General features: G+C 70.5%; 10 protein-coding genes. 6 read left to right on the plus strand and 4 right to left on the minus strand.

Annotation, left to right across the window (positions count from 1 at the left end; genetic code table 11):
- Positions 1 to 2: 2 nt before the first annotated feature.
- Entirely contained in the window at positions 3 to 2,198 is a 2,196-nt protein-coding gene (locus BHE97_RS04885) for an ATP-binding cassette domain-containing protein (RefSeq protein ID WP_140399970.1), read from the plus strand.
- A 148-nt stretch (positions 2,199 to 2,346) separates the two neighbouring features.
- Here BHE97_RS04885 and BHE97_RS04890 read toward each other — a convergent pair whose 3' ends face one another.
- The 3 genes from BHE97_RS04890 to BHE97_RS04900 are packed head-to-tail and all read right to left on the minus strand — an operon-like array spanning position 2,347 to position 6,645.
- Complete coding sequence (locus BHE97_RS04890; protein WP_087622906.1) at positions 2,347 to 3,273, minus strand: NAD(P)/FAD-dependent oxidoreductase; 927 nt, start codon at positions 3,271 to 3,273, stop codon at positions 2,347 to 2,349.
- Positions 3,266 to 4,966 carry an ABC transporter ATP-binding protein gene (locus BHE97_RS04895; RefSeq protein WP_140399972.1) on the minus strand — a complete coding sequence of 567 codons (1,701 nt, stop codon included), beginning with the start codon at positions 4,964 to 4,966 and terminating at the stop codon, positions 3,266 to 3,268. Before BHE97_RS04895 ends, BHE97_RS04890 begins: the two co-directional genes overlap by 8 nt.
- Positions 4,960 to 6,645 (minus strand): ABC transporter ATP-binding protein, encoded by a 1,686-nt coding sequence (locus BHE97_RS04900; RefSeq protein WP_236757525.1) that lies wholly within the window; start codon positions 6,643 to 6,645, stop codon positions 4,960 to 4,962. The genes BHE97_RS04895 and BHE97_RS04900 overlap by 7 nt, the downstream gene beginning before the upstream one ends.
- A gap of 101 nt (positions 6,646 to 6,746) precedes the next feature.
- On the opposite strand from BHE97_RS04900, the gene BHE97_RS04905 reads away from it, so the two are divergent.
- Positions 6,747 to 12,188, plus strand: coding sequence for a non-ribosomal peptide synthetase (locus BHE97_RS04905; protein ID WP_087622909.1), 5,442 nt, complete (start codon positions 6,747 to 6,749; stop codon positions 12,186 to 12,188).
- Between the two features lie 90 nt (positions 12,189 to 12,278).
- On the opposite strand, the gene BHE97_RS04910 is transcribed toward BHE97_RS04905, so the two are convergent.
- A complete protein-coding gene (locus BHE97_RS04910; RefSeq protein WP_087622910.1) occupies positions 12,279 to 12,671 on the minus strand; it encodes a VOC family protein in 393 nt (130 codons plus the stop codon).
- A gap of 203 nt (positions 12,672 to 12,874) precedes the next feature.
- Here BHE97_RS04910 and BHE97_RS04915 point away from each other — a divergent pair, with 203 nt between their 5' ends.
- The 4 genes from BHE97_RS04915 (at position 12,875) to BHE97_RS04930 (ending at position 18,145) form a co-directional block, all read left to right on the plus strand.
- A complete protein-coding gene (locus tag BHE97_RS04915; RefSeq protein ID WP_087622911.1) occupies positions 12,875 to 13,375 on the plus strand; it encodes an SRPBCC family protein in 501 nt (166 codons plus the stop codon).
- 43 nt (positions 13,376 to 13,418) lie between these two features.
- Entirely contained in the window at positions 13,419 to 15,731 is a 2,313-nt protein-coding gene (locus BHE97_RS04920) for an FdhF/YdeP family oxidoreductase (protein ID WP_087623086.1), read from the plus strand.
- 5 nt (positions 15,732 to 15,736) lie between these two features.
- Positions 15,737 to 16,570: a formate dehydrogenase accessory sulfurtransferase FdhD gene (gene fdhD / locus BHE97_RS04925; RefSeq protein WP_087622912.1), complete on the plus strand. Its 834-nt coding sequence runs from the start codon at positions 15,737 to 15,739 to the stop codon at positions 16,568 to 16,570.
- Between the two features lie 93 nt (positions 16,571 to 16,663).
- Positions 16,664 to 18,145 carry an FAD-dependent oxidoreductase gene (locus BHE97_RS04930; RefSeq protein ID WP_087622913.1) on the plus strand — a complete coding sequence of 494 codons (1,482 nt, stop codon included), beginning with the start codon at positions 16,664 to 16,666 and terminating at the stop codon, positions 18,143 to 18,145.
- Positions 18,146 to 18,248 lie beyond the last annotated feature (103 nt).

Consider the following 18,248-nt stretch of genomic DNA (forward strand, 5'->3'; position numbering starts at 1 on the left):
CCGTGGACGGGCGCAAGGCACTCCTTGGTGTCTCCGCGGCCGTGGTCGTCGCGACCTGGCTGACACCGCTGGTGGGCGAGGCGCGGGGCATCAGCCCCACGCGATCATTCGGCCGGCCGTGGGAGGGTCCGTCGAGTGCACATCCGCTCGGCCTCGACGCGCTGGGTCGCGATGTCCTCGCCCGGCTGCTCGCCGGAGGCGCCGAGCTCATCGCGGGCTGTCTGCTCATCGGCGTCGTGACCACCGGCGTCGGCGCCCTGTTAGCCCTGATCACCTGGCGGCGTCCGCGGGTCGCGTCCCTCGTCCGGCACGTCACCGGGGTCGCGCTGGCCGTGCCGGGCGTGATCCTCGTGCTCCTACTGTCGGTATTCATCGGTCTCTGGCCCGCCGTGATCGTCGCGATGCTCGCCCTCGGCGTGCCGGCTTCCGCCCGCATCGTCGCCGCGTCCCTCGCCGTGCAGGCTCGGTCAGGTCACGTCGACGCCGCCGTGACTCGCGGCGAACGACCCATCGCGATCCTGCTGCGCGATGTGCTGCCGGCGATCAGCGCGACGGTCCTCACCGACCTCGGCAATCGGGCCGTCGCCGCCTTGCAGCTCGTGGTGGCGATCCAGGTCATCCGTGGCGGTGACCACGTCACCTGGAGTTCGATGGTGATGTCCAATCTCAGCGGCGTGTCGATCAATCCCTGGTCGGTGGCGGCTCCCACGATCGCGCTCGGAGCTGTGGGAGCCGCGATCGCACTCGGCATCGACCGTGCCTCCGAGCTGGTCGCGCCGCCGGTGAACGGGCGGCCCGCACGGCGGCGAGGGCCGGGAGCGGCGACTGGTGACGACGGGGGGCTGACGGTCCGCGACAGTGCCGGGACGGTCATCTTGTCGACCGGCCCGTTGCGCATCGAGGCCGGTGATCTGCTGGTCGTCCGTGGCCCTTCCGGCAGCGGCAAGACCACATTGCTGGAGGTCCTGGCCGGCCGCGTGGCACCGGGTCTCGCGGTCACCGGGACGATCGATGTCACTGGCATCGGCTCCGGTGCCACATACGTGCCACAGGACCCGGCATCGACCCTTGATCCCCGTCAGCGGGTCGAGCGGGTGCTGCTCGACGGGCGGTCCCGGCGGGTAGTGTCCCGAGAAGAGGTCGAGCAGGTCATCGACATGCTCGACCTGCCGGTGCGGATCCTCTCACAGCGGGCGGGTCGCGTCTCCGGGGGCGAGGCCGTCCGCGTCGCTATCGCGCGAGCGTTGATCGGCGACCCGGAGCTGCTGGTGCTCGATGAGCCGACAGCGGGCCTTGGAGCGCAGGCACGCGAGCGGGTCGCCGCCGTGCTCCGCGATCGTCGGGACCGGGGGCGCACGACAGTGGTCGTCACCCACGACGATGTGCTGATCGCGGGGCTGCAGGCACGGATCCTCTCGCTCGCAGCGGTGGACGCCGAGCTAAGCCTGGGCCGTCCTTCCTCCGAGGGCGGCCGCCTGCTGGAGGTCGACGACCTCGGTCTGGACATGGTGGATGGCCGCGCTCTCCTGCGTGACGCCACGTTATCGATCGGCAGCGGCGAGGTGGTCGCCGTCGTCGGCCCCAGCGGCTGCGGCAAGAGCACGCTCCTGCGGGCGATCGCGGGTCTTCACCCCGTGTGCGCCGGTCGGATCGAGTTGGCGGCGGATGGCCGGATGATCTCGCTGCCGGTGGCCGCCTCGATCGACCGCCCCGCGCGGCGGAGCGCCCAGCAATGGCGCGCGTTGCAGCGCGCGGGCCAGGACGGGCGTCTCGAGCTCAATCCGGTGATGCGCCTGGTCGCTCAGGTCGCACAACCCTTACGGACACTGCACGGGACGCCGCGACGCGAGGCATTGCGGCGGGCCGATGAACTGCTCGCCCGACTGGGTGTCGACGCGTCCGCTCGGCGCCGACGACCGGGCGAGTGCTCGGGTGGGCAGCGGCAGCGCGCTGTCTTCGCGCGCGCCGTCATCGTGGAGCCCGCTGTCCTGGTGGCTGATGAACCCACCTCGGCCCTCGACCGCGCGAGTGTCGCTGCGATGCTCCGCGTGCTGACTGAACATCGCCGGCGCGGCGGTGCCGTCGTGATCGCGACCCACGACGAGGAGTTGGCGGCGCTCGCCGACCGGGTCTACATGATCGACGACGGCCACCTGAAGCCCCTCACGCCGGTGGATGCGAGAGGGGAAGACTCATGATTTGCGCCGATCTGCGGGTGATCGCCAGCGCATCCGAGCTGGGGGACACCGACACAGCCGAGGAGGTCATGCGGTATCTGGCCGAGGAAGATCGTCGTGGGCAGGCGCTCGAGATCGTGGCCCCTGCGCCCTCCTCAGCGGGTCGGGGTCAGGTGGGGAGGGGTAGGTCGAGGTCGATGCGGAACAGCTCCTGCTCCAACCACATGGCGGCCGTAGCGCCGGAGCCTGCCGCCGCGATCACCGAGGCCGCGGGTCCGGGGAGCTCCCCGGACCGCGCCCCGTCGCCGGCGGCGCTCACACCCGGCACACCGGTCCGACCGAAGGCGTCGACCGCGACGCAGCCGTCGGGCAGGACCTCGGCGCCGAGCCGCTGTCCGAGATCGGTCTGAGCGGTGGTGCTCGGGAAGGCGAAGAGTGCCGCCCGCCCGAGCACCCCACCGCCGCTGAACACGATACGTAGATCGTCGTCACCGTCGAGCCGCGTGATCGGACGCTCCTCGACGTGGATTCCGTGATCGGTGAGGGAGCGACGGACGGCGTCATCGACCTCGAGCGGGCCGTTGGCCACCAGCACCACGTCCTCGCTGAAACGGTCTGCGATATACCGTGCCTGCAGCGCTGCCACGAGCGATCCGCCGAGCACGGCCAGCGGCTGGTCACGGCTCTCCCAACCGTGGCAGAACGGACAATGCCGCACGGTGCGCCCGAACCGCTCTCGGAGCCCGGGAATATCGGGGAGGTGATCGGTCAGCCCGGTGGCGAGGAGGACGCGGCGCGCGTCCAGGACATCGCCGCCCGCCAGCTCGGCACGGAAAGTGCCCTCCTCACCGGTGATGGTGGTGACCGTGTCCTCGCACAGCGTCACACTCGGATAGGCGGCGAGCTCGGTCCGTCCGATCTCGCGCAGCCGCGCGGGGTCGGCACCGTCGCGGCTGAGGAACATGTGCATCTCCTCGGCCGGCGCATTGCGCGGCGTGCCGCGGTCGACGACGATCACCTCCCGGCGCTGACGGCCGAGCACCATCGCGGCGTTCAGTCCTGCGGGACCTGCTCCGACGACGAGTACGTCAAACATGGGCATCTCCTTCGATCGGCGAATGGGAAACATTCGGGGTCCGTCGCTCGACGCCGACGATGTGACCATCGGCGATCGTGACGACGACATCGGCCGCCGAGACGACGGCCGGACTGTGGGTGACGATGACGACCGTGGCTCCGCCGACCGCACCGCGCAGCGCCGCGACGACCTCGGACTCGGTGCTGGCGTCCAGCACGGAGGTGAACTCATCCAGCACCAGCAGAGGGGAGCCCTTCGCGATCGCGCGCGCGATCGCGACGCGCTGTCGTTCGCCCGAGGAGAGCAACGACCCGCCCTCACCGACTCGCGTCTCCCAGCCGTCCGGTACGCGCGCCGCGACCTCGTCCAACCCGGCCGCCCTCGCGGCCGCCTCGATGTGCGCCGGAGAGGCATCGGGCCGCGCGATCGCGATGTTGGCGACCATCGTGTCGTCGAACAGGTGGGTGTGCTGGAAGACCGGGGCCACGAGTCGGGCCACCCCGGCGGTGCCGAGGTCGCGGGTGTCCACGCCCGCGAGGCGCACCGCGCCGGAGGTCGGGTCGATCATCCGGGTCAACAGCTGGACGATCGTGCTCTTGCCGGCTCCCGACTCGCCGACGATTGCCGCCATCGCGCCCGCGGGGATCTCCAGCGACACGTCGGCCAGAGCCCGCCGCCCATCGGAACGGACCAGCGTCACGTCGTCGAGCGTCACGGAGATGCCGGACGGGGAGAGCTGCGGATGCCTGGGCACCGCCGGTTCCGGCAGACCTTCCCCCTCGAGAAAGTCATCGATTCGTCGTTGCGCGGCGGCGGCCAGCCGGGACGCTCCCGCATGCTCGCCCGCGTGCAAGAGTTGTTCGCCGGTCCGGACCACCAGCACGGCCAGCGTCAGTAACCCGGCGGTGCCGACCCGACCGTCCAGCGCGGCCAGCCCGAGGACGACGACAAGCAGGGCGATCACGCACTGGATCACCACGACATATCCGGCGAGACCGGGGAGCGCCTCACGCAGCAGTTGCCGCTGTCGCCGATCGAGCCGGTTCAGTGCCCGGGACACCTGCCCGTCGGGGTCGTCCGCGCGTCCGGCGGACCGCAGCACGGGCTGCTGCTCGGCTAGCTCGACGATGCGCGTCGCCACATCGGCCGCGGCATCGTGCAGCGCCGCCTCGCTGCGCGCGACGCGACGACCACACCAGAGATAGGCCACGAGGATCAGCGGCAGCAGCGCGAGGCCCACCGCCGACACCGCCGGGTCGATGAACCCGGCGACGGCCAGTGCGGCGACCGGGGTGACGACCGCGCCGATCGCAGGGTCGAGCAGATGGGCCGGACGCGTGACCAGGCTCATCACGTCGCTGACCGCGAGGCGACTCACGGTGCCGACCACCGGTCCGGTCAGCCGGCCTGGCGCCATGGACCCCACCTGCTCGCCGATCGCGGTGAGGAGAGGACCGGCGAGCCCATAGCCGTGGGACCGCGCCAGCGCCGTCCCCGCCGCCTGGAGCACCGCCCACGCGGCCCAGAGGATCGCGAGGAGCGTGAGCGACGGCCAGGGCGATCGGGCCTCGTCGAGCGCGTGGAAGACAGGAAACAGCGCTCCGATGCCCGCGCCCTGGGCGATGGCCGCCGCGACGAGCAGCGCCTCGGCGGCCCGTAGGCCGCGGCGGTGCTCATCGGGCACGTTCGCGGTCGTGATCCGGGTCAGCACGTGACCCCCTGCTGCTCGGACCACAGTCGCGCATAGTGGTCGTCACACGCGAGCAGATCCTCGTGGCGACCGCGCTCGACGATCCGGCCCTCATCGAGGACCACGATCTCGTCCGCATCGCGCACGGTCTCCAGCCGGTGCGCGACGACGAGCACGGCCCTCTCCGCACGGACCGTGGCCAGTCCCTGGAGCACCTCGCGCTGGGTCCGCTGGTCGAGCGCCGACGTTGCCTCGTCCATCACCAGGACGCCGCGGCAGGTGAGGACGGACCGCGCGACGCACACGCGCTGCGCCTCGCCCCCGGACAGCTCGATGCCCTCGCCGACGACGGTGTCATATCCGTCGGGGAGCGCGGCGATGCGGTCGGCGATCCGGGCCACACGCGCGGCGTTGACGACCTCCTGGAGTGACGCCGCCGGGGCGGCCAGGGCGATGTTGTCGCGGACCGACGCGCGCAGCAGTCGGGGGTCTTGGGGCACCCAGGCGATGCGGCTCACCACGTCCTGCTCGTCGAGATCGGCGTAGTCGAGGCCGTTGAGAGTCATCCGGCCGACGGTGATCGGGCGCAGTCCCGCGACGGCCTGCGCGATCGTCGACTTGCCCGCTCCGGACCGGCCCACCAGCGCGACGACCCTGCCGGGACGCAGGTCGAGGTCGATGCCGGTGACCGCCGGGCGGTCGCCGTACGCGATGGCGACATCGTGGAGCGTCACTGTAACCGGCTCGCCGAGCGCGGCCGGCGGCAACACCGGTGCGTCGCGCACGGTCTCCTCGCCGAGGAAGTCGCCGATGCGCCGCAGGGCGGCCCTGCCGTGGCCGACGTCCTGGAGCGCGAAGGTCAGCGGCAGGAAGGGCGCCCCCAGCGCGGGCGCCAGCACCACGGCGGCGCCGACGGAGATGACGTCCGTGTGACCGGCGTCGGCCAGCGCCGCCCCGGCGACGGCGGTCACCACCGTCGCGGTGAGCGGAGCGAAGGCGAGCTGCGTCGCGTTGCTCGGGCCGGTGAGGCCGCGGGCCCAGGAGCGCAGGAAGCCGGCATACTGCCGCGCGGCATCGTCGAAGCGGCCGTGGACGCGGTGCTCGGCGCCGAAGAGCCGCACGGGCGCGATCGCGCGGACGAACTCGGTCGCAGCGGCGTCGAGCTCGGTCACGGCCGACTGGAACTGGGGCATCGTCCCGGCGATGCGCCGCATGGCACGTCGATGCAGGGCGATACCGGCCGCCACCGGGAGCAGCGCCGCGGGCAGCAGCTCGGGCGCGGTGGCGGCCAGCGCGACGATGACGGCAGCCGGGGTCACGACGAGGCTCGCCAGATCGAGGAGGGCGTGTCCCACGAGATGATGCAGGGCGCCCACGTCGTCGGTCACGGTGCGCTTGACCTGCGCGGAGGACCGCTCGTCGAAGAATCGCAGCGGAAGCCGCGACAGCTGGGCCACGACGCGCTCGCGCAGGGAATGCTGCAGGTCGGCGTCGGCGCGGTGGCTGAGCGCGAAGGCGCAGGGGTGCAATGCCGCGCGGAGGAGAGCGGCGATGCTGCCCGCCAAGATCCAGCCGATGAGGTCGGCCGAATGCCCGTGTGCGGCGGCATGCGCGAGCTGTGTCAGCGCGAACAGCGGCACGACACCGGCGATCGACGCCAGTGCCTGCACCACGATCGCTGCGGCGAGACGCGTCCTCACTGGTGAAAGCAACGAGGTGGGAGTCACCGGCCGCAGGGGTGCGGCACTGTCGGGTGGTGGCATATGGATAATGATAATCACTCGCAAGAGGAGGAGTGGACATGACCCGTGGTGGGGGAGACGACGAGAAGGTGCGTGCCGAGGTCCTCGGTCTTCTCGGGGAGGTGCTCGGCGAGGCGGTGGAGAACGCCGATCCGGCCGTGACGCTGGCCGAGCTGGGCCTGGAGTCGCGGCAGGCGTTGCGTCTGCGACGGCTCGTCGAGGAGCGCTTCGGCAAAGCCGTGGCGCTCGTGGACCTCACGGGCGAGCGGACGGTGCACGCCGTCGTCACCGCCGTGCGCGATGCCGCACCGGCCGTGAGCCTCCCGCTGCGGGGTGAGCGGCTGCGGCCGTCCCTCGACGAGGGTCGACTCACCGAGGTGCAGGCGGCCTACTGGGCCGGTCGGGACCCCGAGCTCGATCTCGGCGGGGTCGCGACCTACTGGTACAACGAGTACGAGTCCGTCCCGGCAACTCGTCCCGAGGAATACTGCGACCGACTCGAGCAGGCATGGTCACGGCTCATCGATCACCATCCGGCGCTACGCCTTGACGTGACACGCGACGGCCGGCAGCTGCTTCGTGACTCCGTGGACTGGGTCTTCGAGCGTGTCGACCTACGCGATGCCGCCGATGCGGACGATCGCGCCGGGCGGTTGCGCGAGCAGCGCAGCCACCGCGTGCTGACCGGGGAGGACGGACCGCTGTTCGCCGTCGGCGCCGTCTTTCTGCCGGGTGGGCGCGTCCGCGTGATGGTGGGGCTCGACGCGCTCATCGCCGACCTCACCAGTTGGCGATTGCTCATGCGGCAGTGGGGGCACCTCGTGGACGATCCGGATCACCCGCTGGAGCCGAGCACGGTGAGCTTCGTGGAGCATGCCGCTCAGGTGGGGGCCACCGACGAGGATCGTCGGTGGTGGCGTGACCGCGCCGTGACGTTGCCCCCGGCTCCCTCCCTTTCGGTGAATCGCGCTCGCGCGAACCGGCGGTTCGTCCGCCATCGCACGCGGATCGGAGCCGAGACCTGGGCGGCGGTGCGTCACTGGGCCGCCGATCACGGGGTGACCGCCACCGGGACGTCGCTGGCGTGCTACGCGCTGGCGCTCGACCGGTTCGGCACGGGTGGCCGGCACACCCTCGCGCTGACGCTCGCCGGCCGTCCCGACCATGTCGGCGCGGAGCACACCGTCGGCCAGTTCGCCCAGACCGGCCTGCTCGCCTGCCCGGATCCCGAGGAGCGCCCCGGCGATGGTTTCGCCGGCTATGCGCGCGACATCGGACGGGGCCTCTTCGACCTGCTCGATCACGCCTCGGTCGGCAGCGTGGAGGTCCGGCGCCTTGCCGGCCGGGACCCGTCGGCCGCGGACTTCCCGATCGTCTTCACCTCAGGGATCGGGTTGGGTGAGGATCACCACGACGGCTGGCTCGGCGAGTGGGTCTACGGGGTCTCGCAGACGCCACAGGTCCTCCTGGACCACCTCGTATGGGAAGAGGGCGGCGAGCTGGTGCTGACGATGGACGCCGTCGAGGGAGCGTTCGATGACGGGACCGTCGAAGGAGTCCTCGCCATGGTCGCGGGCCTGATCGAGACACTGGCCGACCGGGACGCGTGGTGGTCACCGGCACTCGGATGGGACCCGTCCGGATGCCTGCCGGCACCACGACCCGAGTCGCCGTTCGCCGGCGCCGGGCCACTCATCGCAGACCCGGCCCGACGGTGGCGGACCCCGGAGCCCGCGGTCATCGCGGACGGTATCGCCCTCGGCCACGACGCACTCGCGGAGCGTGCCGATGTCGTCACCGCGAGGCTGCGGACGGCGGGAGCGGGAACGGGAGACCTGGTCGTGGTCGCCCTGCCCAAGGGGGCGGCGCAGATCGTCGCGGTGCTCGGCACCGTTGCCGCCGGGGCGGGGTACGTACCGGTTGACCCGCAGTGGCCGGCGTCGCGCCTGCAGTCCGTCGTGCGGCGCTCCGGTGCGCGATGGGCGATCGTCCCCGATGGCGCCAAGCCCGAGGCGCTGCTCGGCCTGCAGACGCTCGTCCGCCTCACGGCCGACGGCCGGACCACCGGGCCCGGGCCCTCGGAGCAGGCTGCCGATGATCCGGGGGCGCGTCCCGACGACCTCGCCTACGCGATCTTCACGTCCGGATCGACCGGTGAGCCCAAGGGCGTCGCGGTCACCCACCGGCAGGCGCGCTGCACCATCGACGACATCGTGCGGCGCTACGGTGTCGGCCCGGACGACCGGGTGCTCGCCGTGTCGGCCCTCACCTTCGACCTGTCGGTGTTCGACGTGTTCGGGCTGCTCGGCGCCGGGGGAGCGATGGTGCTGCCGGCCACCGAGGAGCTCCGCGACCCTGCCGCGTGGGCCCGGCTCGTCGGCGAGCACGGGGTGACGATCTGGAACACCGCCCCTGCCCTGCTGGAGATGCTCGTCGAGCACGCCGAGCACGATCCGGTATCGGCCGAACACCTGGCGTCACTGCGCGTCGTCATGCTCTCGGGGGACTGGATCCCCGTCACGCTTCCGGATCGCCTGCGCGCCCTGGTGCCGGGCGCGAGCGTGCACTCGCTCGGCGGTGCCACCGAGGCGTCCATATGGTCGATCACCTATCCGATCGGCCGGGTCGATCCCGACTGGTCGAGCATCCCCTACGGGCGCCCGCTGGACGGCCAGTCCTTCCACGTGCTCGCCGACGGACGCCCGTGCCATGTCGGCGAGACCGGGGAGTTGTTCATCGGCGGCGACGGTGTCGCCGAGGGTTATGTCGGAGATCCGGAGCAGACCGCAGATCGCTTCGGCGTGCATCCGGTGCTCGGCGAACGCCTCTACCGCACCGGCGATCTCGGACGCTGGCGCTCCGATGCGACGATCGAGTTCCTCGGACGGGTCGACCGGCAGATCAAGATCCAGGGCTTCCGGATCGAGCTCGGTGAGGTAGAGGCGGCACTCGCACGATGTGAGCGGGTGCGGCAGGCTGTCGCCGCCTCGGTGCCAGGTCCCGATGGCAGGCCGCGGCTCGTCGCATGGGTCGCTGCTCCCGACGACCCCGCCGAGGGCCCGCGCCGGCTCCGCGAGGAGGTGCGGAGCTACCTGCCGTCCTACATGATCCCTAGCCGCATCCAGGTCCTGCCGGCACTGCCTGTGACGGCGAACGGCAAGGTCGACCACGGCAGCCTGCCGGCCGCCTTCGCTCGCCCCGTGGCGGACGAGACCGTGCGTCCGGGGGACTCGGTGCTGCCGGCAGAGGGCGAGGAGGGGATGACTCCCGAGGATGTCCCGGCCGATACCGCGCCGGCGGGTGATGTCCCGGGGCTCGCCGCCGTGGCGTACGAGGTGCTGGGTGCCAGTGTCGCGCTCGACCGGACATTGCTCGAATCCGGCGCCACTTCGCTCGACGCCGTCCGGCTCGCGAATGCCGTCGAGGATGCCTGCGGCTGGCGGCCACCGGTGCGTGAGCTGCTCGGAGAGCGGACCGTCCGCGATGTGCTCGAAGATGTTCCCCGCAGTGCGACGGTGGTGGCTGAAACACCGATTGAGCCGATGGCTGAGTCCGAGCCCGCCTACAGTGCTCCGGATGCGGTGCCCCCGCTGCCAGAGACGTCCGTGGTCCTCCGTGTGCCCGTATGCTCGCCGGACCCCGAGGAGCTGATGGCACTGACGGACTGGCTGCGCGCGATCGAGCGGTGGACGAAAGATGCGGGCCGGACGGCACAGACGCGGTGGACGTCACGTGGGGGAGGGGTCGCCGTGGAGGTCGCGCTGGGCGAGCCGAGCGTACATCCGCGAGCGACCCGTGATCACCCAGCGTCGACAACGGCTTCAGGTCACGTGTCGGACAGTGGTCCCTTCGCGATGACGGAGATGCAGCTGTCTTATCTGTTAGGCCGTGCGGATGACTGGCTCGGCGCGCCGGTTGCCCCGCACTACTACACCGAGGTCGACCTGCCGGGAATCAGGGCCGAGGATCTCCAGCACGCCGTCGACGAGGTCGTCGCCGTGCATCCGATGCTGCGGGCACGCGCGACCGCCGATGCGCGTCAGACAGTACTCGCGCCGGATGATCCCAGCGGGCGGGTACCGGTCGAGGTCCGCGATCTGCGTGGTTTGGGGGACGGCGCGCGCGAGTCCTCGTTGCGGGAGATCCGTGAGGCGGAGTCCCACCGCGTGGTCGACCCGATGCGCGAGCCGGGGCTCCGGCTAGCGGTGAGTCGGCTCGACGACGGGGTCAGTCGGGTGCACCTGGGCCTCGATCTGCTGTTCTGTGATGCCACGAGCGCGGTGGTTCTCGTCGACTCCCTCCACGCCGCACTGGGCGGCGAGTCTATCCCGCGACCTGAGGGGGAATTCCGGCGATGGATCGCCGATCTGTCCGCGACACGTGACGGCGACCGGCGCCGAGCCGCGGAGGCGCACATGGCGGCACGCGCCGCGACGCTACCTCCGCCTCCTGAGCTGCCGCTCACCGCGCCGGTCGAGGGGCATGTGCGCTTCGAACGCCGTGAACACCGTTTCGAGGCGGGCTGGTGGAGGCCTCTGCGCGATGCCGTCTCCGGACGAGGGACCACGCCGACCGGGCTATTGCTCGCCGCCCTCGGAGCCGCGCTCGGAAGGGTGACGAACGGCCAGGACCACACGGTCGTGGTCACGGTGTTCGACCGTCCCGCCGCGCACAATGGTGTGATCGGCGACTACACCACCACGGTCCTCGCGGCGCTGCCGGGCGGCGGAGGCTCGCTGCCGGAGTCCGCGCGGGTCCTGCAGGAGGAGCTGTGGGCAGACCTCGAGCACGCGGTCGGCGTCCACGGAGTGCACGGCAACCACACCCTGCGCGAGCTGGCGCGGCTGGGGCGGTCCAGCCGATTCCCGGTCGCCTTCTCCAGCGGCATCGGCAGCAGCGTGGGTGGCGACGGCGTCAGCCGTGATGCAGGGCGGCTGCTCGAACGCTGGGGGACCGTCGTGCACGCGGTGAGTCAGACACCCAATGTCGCGCTCGACGTGCAGGCATTCGAGGACGGTGACGATCTGGTGGTGCGCTGGGATGGCGTCGATGCGGCCTTTCCACCGGGATTCCTCGACGCGTCGTTCACGGACTTCCTCGACGAGCTGCGCGCCGCCCCCGCCGCCTATGCCGAGGCGGAGACACCCCGTGCGGCGCCAGCGAGACGCGCTGGGCCGGTGCGCGATGTGGCAAGCGCGATCCGTGAGCATCTCGCCGAAGAACTCGGGTGTACGGTATCGGCCGTCGACGCGTCGGCGCGGTTCTTCGATCTCGGCGCGACCTCGCTGACGGTCGTGCAGCTGCAACGCCGGCTCGCGGAGGACGGCATCGATGTCACCGTGCTGGACTTCTTCGCCCATCCGACCCTCGAACGGCTGGCCGCTGCCATCACCGAGAGCCACGCCGTCATCGAGGCGCCGCGACCGGCTCGCGGAGGTCTCTCGGCGGCGCACCAGCGCGGTGAACGGCGTCGGCGTGTCCACCGGGATCGGCGGCGTTGAGGATCCCGCTCGCGCACCGCCGCTCGTGAGGCTCGCGTGTACGTCGGCTGCGCGGGGCGTCCACCGTTGACATCCTCCGCGAGTGCCCGGTCAGGTGTCGATCTCGGCCTCAGAGCGCAGGATGCAGAACTCATTGCCCTCCGGATCCGCCAGGATCACCCACCCCGTGCCGGGGCCGTACTGCCCGCGGTGGTCCGCTACCTGCGTCGCACCGAGCCGGAGAAGTCGCTCGAGCTCGGCATCGCGCGTCCCCTCACGGGGACGCAGATCGAAATGGATGCGGTTCTTGACGGACTTCGGCTCGGGCACCTCGATGAAGAGGATCTGGTGGCCGGTGTCGGGGTCGAGAATGAGGCACTCCTCCTCTCTGGCGCGGAGCGGCTCATCGGGCAGCTCCGTGTATCCCAGGACCTCCTTCCAGAAGAGCGCGAGCGCGTAGGCGTCGCCACAGTCGACCGAGGTGTGGGAGACATAGCTGGTCATGACCTCAGCCTGCCGTAACCCTCCGACACCTACGACGGATGCGAGGCATGGTGTCGGGCGGCTGGGATGAGGACGATGGCGACGTGAGCGACGTCCCGCCCGCCCGAGCGGCGCGGGGTGAGCCGGGCCGGTCGAGGCTACGATGGAGGAACTCGCGGCGCCCCCGGCGCCGCTGACCGACGGCATCCCGACGGAGGCGCAGCATGGTCGTGATCGAAGCGCACAGCGAGGTCGATGTGCCTCTGCGCACTGCCTACGACCAGTGGACGCAGTTCGAGAGCTTCCCCCGGTTCATGTCCGCGGTGCGAGCGGTCCACCACGTGAGTCCCACGGTCACTCGCTGGCGCGTTGGCATCGGCCCGCTGCATCGTGACTTCCACACGGAGATCCTCGAACAGCATCCCGACGAGAGCTTGCGGTGGCGCAGCCTCGACGTGCGCCCCAAGCACGAGGGAGAGGTCGTCTTCTCCGAGATCTCCGAGGGCCGCACGCGGGTCTTGGTGAGGATCCGTCTCGGCTCGGGAGGGAGCGGGCCGATTCGGGGGATCCTTGAACGCGCTCTGCGCCGGGAGCTCGGCGCTTTCAAGGGCTTCATCCAAGGTCTCGGCGAGTCCGGTGCCGCATGGCGGGGCGCGATCCACGAGGGCCGTGTGCGGCAGCCCGGCGAGCCTGCGCCCCGGTCGCCCACGTGGCCGCACGGGTGAACCGATCCGGCCGATATCCGACGATCTACGAGAGGCGATGGCGATGAGCAGCACCCCGAACGGCGACTCCGACGAGCAGCTGTCGGTCAGCGAACCCAAGACGTGGGCCGCGGGCGTTCCCGCTGTCGCTCACGCGTTGCAGTACTCGCTGGAGCAGACCTCCCCGCGGCGCACCGCCCTGACGCTCCTGAACATGAACCAGGTCGACGGTATCGACTGCCCCGGTTGCGCCTGGCCCGATCCCGCTCCGGGGCACCGGCACAAGAACGAGTACTGCGAGAACGGTGCCAAGCACATCAACGACGAGGCGACGTCGAGTCGCGTCACCGCCGACTTCTTCGCGCAGCATCCCGTCTCGGAGCTGGCCCAGCAGTCCGACGAGTGGCTGAACCGGCAGGGGCGGCTCACCGAGCCCATGGTCAAGCGTCCCGGCTCCGATCACTATGTGCCGATCAGCTGGCACGATGCCCTCGAAATGGTCGCCACCGAACTGCGCGCCCTGGACTCTCCCGATGAGGCGGCCTTCTACACGTCCGGTCGCGTGAGCAATGAGGCCGCCTTCGTGTTGCAGCTGTTCGCCCGGGCCTTCGGCACCAATAATCTGCCCGACTGCAGCAATCTGTGCCACGAGTCCAGCGGCACCGCTCTGAGCGAGACCCTCGGCACGGGCAAGGGGACCGTGAGCCTGTTGGACCTGCACCACGCCGATCTGATCTTCGTCGTCGGCCAGAATCCGGGCACGAATCACCCTCGCCAGCTCTCGGCGCTGGAGGAGGCGAAGCGTAACGGCGCGCGCATCATCGCGGTCAATCCCTTGCCCGAGGCCGGACTGTTCCGCTTCAAGAACCCGCAGAAGCCCCGTGGCGTCATCGGCCGCGGTGTCCCGATCGCCGACCAGTACCTTCCGATCCGCCTCGGGGGAGACCTGTCCTTCTTCCGCGCCCTCAACCGGCTGCTGCTCGAGGCCGAGGACGCCCGCCCCGGCGAGGTGCTGGATCATGACTTCATCGCGGCCAGCACCAGCGGTTTCGAGGAGTTCGCGGAGCATGCCCGGTCGACGGACTGGGACACGGTGCTCGCCGAGACCGGATTGAGCCGTGCGGAGATCGAGGCGGTTCGCGACGAGGTGCTGCGCGCCGATCGCATCGTGGTCTGCTGGGCGATGGGGATCACCCAGCATCGCCACGCCGTCCCCACGATCCGGGAGATGGTCAATTTCCTGCTGCTGCGCGGCAATGTGGGCCGTGCCGGTGCGGGTGCCTGCCCGGTCCGCGGGCACAGCAATGTCCAGGGTGACCGCACGATGGGGATCTGGGAGCAGATGCCCGACCACTTCCTCGACGCATTGCGCGATGAGTTCGGTTTCGAGCCCCCGCGACACCACGGATTCGACGCGGTCAACACGATCCGCGCGATGCACGAGGGCCGCATCAAGGTCTTCCTGGGCGTGGCCGGCAACTTCGTCCGCGCCACCCCTGACAGCGCGGTCACCGAGGAGGCGATGCGACGTTGCCGCCTCACCGCTCACGTCTCCACGAAGCTCAACCGTTCCCACACCGTCTGTGGTGAGACTGCCCTCATTCTGCCGACCCTCGGCCGGACCGAGATCGACGTGCAAGCGAGTGGGGAGCAGTTCGTCACCGTCGAGGACTCGATGAGCGAGGTGCACGCATCGCACGGACGGCTGGAGCCCGCCTCGCGAGTGCTGCTGAGCGAGGTGGCGATCCTCGCGCGGCTGGCCAACAAGACCGTGCACGACACGGTCGACATTCCGTGGCAGGAGTTCGAGGACGACTACGGCACGATCCGCGACCGGATCTCGCGTATCGTCCCCGGATTCCACGATTTCAACGCGCGGGTGGTCCGTCCGGGCGGTCTTCGACTGCCCAATCCGGTCAACGAGGGCATGTTCCCCACGCGGACCGGCACGGCGATCTTCACCCGCAACGATGGCTCAGCGCCGACCGCACCGCCGCGGCATCTGCTGTTGCAGACGCTTCGCTCGCATGACCAGTGGAACACCGTGCCGTATACGAACAACGACCGTTACCGGGGGATCCACGGCAGCCGCCGCGTGGTGCTGGTCAACGCCGAGGACATGGACGAACTGGGCCTGGCAGAGCGCGACCGCGTCGACCTGGTCAGCGTGTGGTCCGATGACGTCGAGCGCCGTGCCCCCGGCTTCGAGGTTGTCGCCTATCCGACGCCGCGGGGCTGTGCCGCCGCGTACTACCCGGAGACCAATGTCCTGGTGCCCCTCGACAGCGTCGCCGAGGTGAGCAACCAGCCGGCTTCCAAGAGCGTCGTGGTGCGGCTGGAGACCGTCGGTGCGCCGGTCACCGCCGGCCGCGGCTGAGCACCGTGGGCTCGATCACCAGACGGTGGCGCACGACGCGTTTCACCGTCGGCGGTGGACAGCGGATCCGCCCCGACACGCTGGCCGTCGAGGAACCGCTGGAGATCCGCATCGGCGGTAACCCGCTGGCCGTCACCATGCGCACCCCTGGCCACGATGTCGAGCTGGCCGCCGGTTTCCTCGTCTCGGAGGGGGTGATCGCGAGGGGCGAGGAGTTCGGCTCGGCCATCCACTGCGGCGGTCCGGGCACCGGTGGTGCCGAGAACACCTACAACGTGCTCGACATCGGGCTCGCCCCGGGAGTGCCGCTCCCCGCTCCGGACATCGCTCGGGCCTTCTACACCACCAGCTCGTGCGGGGTGTGCGGTAAAGCCAGTATTGAGGCGGTGGAGACGGTCTCGGCCTATCGGGTCGCCGATGATCCCGCGGAGATCGATATCGAGCGGCTGGCGCGGCTGCCCGATCTGTTGAGGGAGCATCAAGCCGTGTTCGACAAGACCGGCGGACTGCACGCCGCGGGCCTCTTCGATGCGGCCACGGGCGAGGCGCTGGTCGTGCGTGAGGACGTCGGCCGCCACAACGCGGTGGACAAGGTCATCGGCTGGGCGGTGCTCAACGACCGGCTGCCATTGAACGGCACCGTGTTGCAGGTCTCCGGACGGACCAGCTTCGAGCTGGTCCAGAAGAGCATCATGGCCGGGGTCCCGATCCTCGCCGCGGTATCCGCTCCGTCCTCGCTCGCGGTGGAGCTGGCGGCGGATTCGGGACTCACCCTGGTCGGCTTCCTGCGCGGCGAGTCGATGAATGTCTACACCCGGGTCGATCGCGTGGTGGAGTAAGCCTGCCGTCGCGAGGTCGCGATGGGAGAGAGCTGTGCCGGCGCAGCTCGTCTATCTTTTGCGACAGCTGCCGGTACCCGGTAGGAACGCGGTATGACGTCCCTGTGGCTGGCCGGAACCGAAGAACCGACCGATGACCCCTGGGCGCCGGAGCTCGGGGTCCAGGATGCCGTCATCGGGGCGGGTCTCACCGGGCTCGTGACGGCAGTGCTGCTCGCCCGCGCGGGACGACAGGTCACCGTGATCGAGGCCCGCTATCCCGGAGCGGTGGCCACCGGCAACACCACCGCCAAGCTCAGCCTGCTGCAGGGCAGCCATCTCTCCGCCCTCCGGCGCTACCACTCCGCTGAGACGGCCCGGGCCTATGTCGCGGCCAACACGGCCGGTCAAGAATGGCTCCTGCAGTACTGTGCTGCGCACGGCGTCGTTGTACAGCGGCGCCCCGCGTACAGCTACGCGACCACCCCTGACGGCGTGATGACCCTACGGCGGGAGCTGGACCACACGCACGAGGCCGGCCTGGCGACCGAATGGGTCGATGATCTCGCCCTGCCCTTCGAAACCCTCGCGGGGGTGCGTCTCGCCGACCAGGCACAGTTCGACCCGGTGCAGGTTCTCGCGGCGCTGCGTGCCGAACTGCGGAGCTGGGGCGGGCGTCTGCATCACCGCATCCGTGTCACCGGAGTGCGTGCTCGGCGGCCGTGCATCGTCCAGACCGAGGCTGGCGAGCTCCGCGCCGATCGAGTCGTTCTGGCGACGGGAATCCCGATCCTGGATCGAGGCCTGTACTTCGCGTTGATGGAGCCGCAACGCTCCTACGCCATCTCGTTCCGCGGAGTCTCCAACGCACCGACGGGCATGTACCTGTCGGTGGATCAGCCCACCCGCTCCCTGAGAACGGCACCGCGGCCGGATGGGACCGAACAGCTCCTGGTGGGCGGCAACGGTCACGGCGTGGGGCGCATCCGCTCCGAGCTGGGACAGGTAGAGGATCTGCGCGAGTGGAGTCATCGTCACTTTCCCGGTGCGCAGGAGACCCACTGGTGGTCCGCCCAGGACTACGCCCCGGTAGATGCGATGCCCGTGGTGGGCGCTGTTCCCGGAACCGGGGGACGTGTCTTCGCCGCGACGGGCTACGCCAAGTGGGGGATGACCAATGCCGCAGGTGCGGCACTTCGGCTCGCGGCCCAGTTGCTGGGGGACGAGACGCCGGCCTGGGGCAAGGCGTTGGAGCGCCGCGCTCCCGGTCCTGCCGTTCTGGCGCGGACCGGGATGGTCAATGCCAAGGTCGGTGCTCATGCGACGACCGGTTGGCTCCGGACGGGCGCGAGTTCTCGGCGGACACCACCGGAGGGAGCCGGCCTGGTGGCCCGCAGCGCGGCCGGTCCGGTGGGGGTCTCCACTGTCGACGGCGCGACCTGCGCGGTCTCGGCTGTCTGTCCCCATCTCGGCGGTGTCGTCGCGTGGAATGACGCCGAGAAGTCGTGGGATTGCCCGTTGCACGGTTCGCGTTTCGCCCCCGACGGAAGCGTGCTCGAGGGTCCGGCGACGTCACCGTTGAAACCGCGTTCTTGAGCTCACGGAGGCAGGCGGGTGGCGCTTACCACCGGCGATTCGAGCCGGCCACGGTGGTCGATCCGCCGATGCCGGTGGCGGTGGCCCGTCGTGACTGGAAGCG

The organism is Aeromicrobium sp. PE09-221 (assembly GCF_002174305.1).
Classification (GTDB): Bacteria; Actinomycetota; Actinomycetes; order Propionibacteriales; family Nocardioidaceae; genus Aeromicrobium.

Bases quoted from the DNA above. Each gene is read 5' to 3' on its own strand.
- BHE97_RS04890 (WP_087622906.1), bottom strand. From the start codon at position 3,273: ATGTTTGACGTACTCGTCGTCGGAGCAGGTCCCGCAGGACTGAACGCC.
- BHE97_RS04905 (WP_087622909.1), top strand. From the start codon at position 6,747: ATGACCCGTGGTGGGGGAGACGACGAGAAGGTGCGTGCCGAGGTCCTC.
- BHE97_RS04910 (WP_087622910.1), bottom strand. From the start codon at position 12,671: ATGACCAGCTATGTCTCCCACACCTCGGTCGACTGTGGCGACGCCTAC.
- BHE97_RS04915 (WP_087622911.1), top strand. From the start codon at position 12,875: ATGGTCGTGATCGAAGCGCACAGCGAGGTCGATGTGCCTCTGCGCACT.
- BHE97_RS04920 (WP_087623086.1), top strand. From the start codon at position 13,419: ATGAGCAGCACCCCGAACGGCGACTCCGACGAGCAGCTGTCGGTCAGC.
- BHE97_RS04930 (WP_087622913.1), top strand. From the start codon at position 16,664: ATGACGTCCCTGTGGCTGGCCGGAACCGAAGAACCGACCGATGACCCC.